This window comes from Peribacillus sp. NPDC058002 (assembly GCF_042886655.1).
GTDB classification, from domain to species: Bacteria; Bacillota; Bacilli; order Bacillales; family DSM-1321; genus Peribacillus; species Peribacillus aracenensis.
Window position 1 is genome coordinate 1 of the sequence record NZ_JBHVQU010000431.1, and the last position, 2,059, is coordinate 2,059.

The 2,059-nt window shown below is 37.4% G+C and carries 2 protein-coding genes; both read right to left on the bottom strand.

Translation table 11 applies throughout. The features are described 5' to 3' along the window. Positions 1 to 293: 293 nt before the first annotated feature. Positions 294 to 1,064, bottom strand: a complete 771-nt coding sequence (locus ACFVSH_RS25970; RefSeq protein WP_387708667.1) for a dioxygenase family protein — start codon at positions 1,062 to 1,064, stop codon at positions 294 to 296. A gap of 75 nt (positions 1,065 to 1,139) precedes the next feature. Further along, positions 1,140 to 1,907, bottom strand: coding sequence for a polysaccharide deacetylase family protein (locus tag ACFVSH_RS25975; protein WP_387708669.1), 768 nt, complete (start codon positions 1,905 to 1,907; stop codon positions 1,140 to 1,142). Positions 1,908 to 2,059: the final 152 nt, after the last annotated feature.

Below are 2,059 nucleotides of genomic sequence, written 5' to 3' on the forward strand. Positions count from 1 at the left end.
GATATATGATATATATAAGATATACAATAAATAACTTTGGTCATTGAATAATAAAATTTTAAAGGATAAAACGTTTTCAGATGTTATATTAACATGTTTTTGTCGAAATATCCAAAGGTTAAACTACTTTATGCAACCTTTTTGCAACTATATTTCTGTTTAATTCGTCAAAATACGCTTTTAATTGACTTTTTTGCTCATTTAAGTCTTTTTTTCGCTAAAAAAAGATTTTTGTATTTTTGTATAATGATTATTTTTCAGGTAAATTTAACTAGTCTGAAAGCCCTTTCAGCTCAATCAAACTTCCAAGCTGATAAACTTAGATTGCCATATTGAAAGCTCCTATGCAGTAGAGTTGCCTTTTTTTTGTCATCCCCTGACCCCATTGCGATGACCAATGGAACGAAATGCTCTTTGGAGGGCACAGCCTCTGTACTGTATGGGGCGATTTTTTCATACTCAAACAATGTTTGCAAATCCCAATTCATGATTTTCTCTTCGACCCAGTTCTCAAACTCGATTGCCCATCCTTCTGCAACATGCATATCCTCCTGTATTTGGGAGAAATTATGGACAATTCCACCACTCCCGATAATAAGGACATTACTTTCCCTTAATTCCCTCAATGTTTTCCCAATTTCATACTGCTTGTCCAATGGCAGTGCAGGACTAATGGACATAGATACGGTCGGGATGTCAGCTTTTGGATACATGATATGCAAAAGCCCCCATGATCCATGGTCCAGGGGGCGCCTTTCATCAAGTTCCCCCAATACACCTATCCTGGACAATAAGGTTAAAATTCGATCTGACAGCTCAAGGCATCCCCTGGCTGGATAAGTAATCTGAAATATTTCTTCAGGATACCCTGCAAAATCATAAATGACTTCATGCTTCCCTACTGCTGAAATCATTTGATCTTCACATTCCCAATGTGCTGACAAAATTACGATGGCAGCAGGTTTCTTCATAGTTTGCATATAATCCTTCAAAAAAGAAGTGTAGCCATTATTTTCCAAAGCTAATAGCGGTGTTCCATGTGATAAAAACAATGATGGCATCATAGAAACGATAAATCCTTTCGCATTGTAATCTCAATACCCTATACCTTAATTTACTATAGATAAACATTGTGTTCATCAATTAAATTGCAATTTCGGGGTTGTCTCATCAATAGTATCGAAGGTATACCCTTCTTTTTTAAGAAATTCAATTATATCAGGCAATGCTTTCACTGTATTCTTCATACTATTGATATCATGCAATAAGATATTAACATGCTTTTGATTTTTCGTCCCTTTTTGTACGGCAGTAATGATTTGTTGTTCACTTATTGACGGACTGAAGCCATCTGTCGAGTCAATGGACCAATCAAAGTAAATATACCCTTTTTCCTTTAGCTGTTGAAGGATTCCGTTGATGATGGGTTTCGTTGCAGCCTGATGCCGCAGACGATTATTCGAGCCGCCAGGAAGGCGCACAATACGGCTTTTTATCCCATACTCCTTTTGCAGCATGGTTTCAAGCCTATTCAAATCTTGAAAGAAACTCTCAGTCGATCGATAAACGATGGAATAATCATGTGTATAAGAATGAAGGGCAATCGCATGACCCCGGGAAACCATTTCCTGATAACTTTCCTTTGCGTATGGTTCTTCATTCCCTTTAACGAAAAATGTAGCCTTAACATGATAGCCGTCCAAAATATCCAATATCTTCATGGTATTCAAAGATGGTCCGTCATCGAATGTCAAATAAGCGATTTTCTGATTTTCCTTACTTTTCATGAGCGGTGTGATCTCTTCGGGAACCATTGCATGTACTTGAATGTTCAGGACATCCACAGCCAACAAAATAATAATGAAGGAACCCGCCATGGAAAGAAATAATTTCAGGATATAATTCATAGGTGTTGCATCCCCTTCCTTTTGACCATTAAGATGTACCAATTAAGGGGTTTCATGCACTAAAAGGCAGCGGTAAAAAATACCGCTGCCTTTATTAAATGAGTTATCGATCGACATTGTAGTAACGGGCGTCAGGATGTGCAAAAACAATG

Excerpts from the sequence above, each read along its gene's own strand:
- ACFVSH_RS25970 (WP_387708667.1), bottom strand. The coding sequence starts at position 1,064 with ATGATGCCATCATTGTTTTTATCACATGGAACACCGCTATTAGCTTTG.
- ACFVSH_RS25975 (WP_387708669.1), bottom strand. The coding sequence starts at position 1,907 with ATGAATTATATCCTGAAATTATTTCTTTCCATGGCGGGTTCCTTCATT.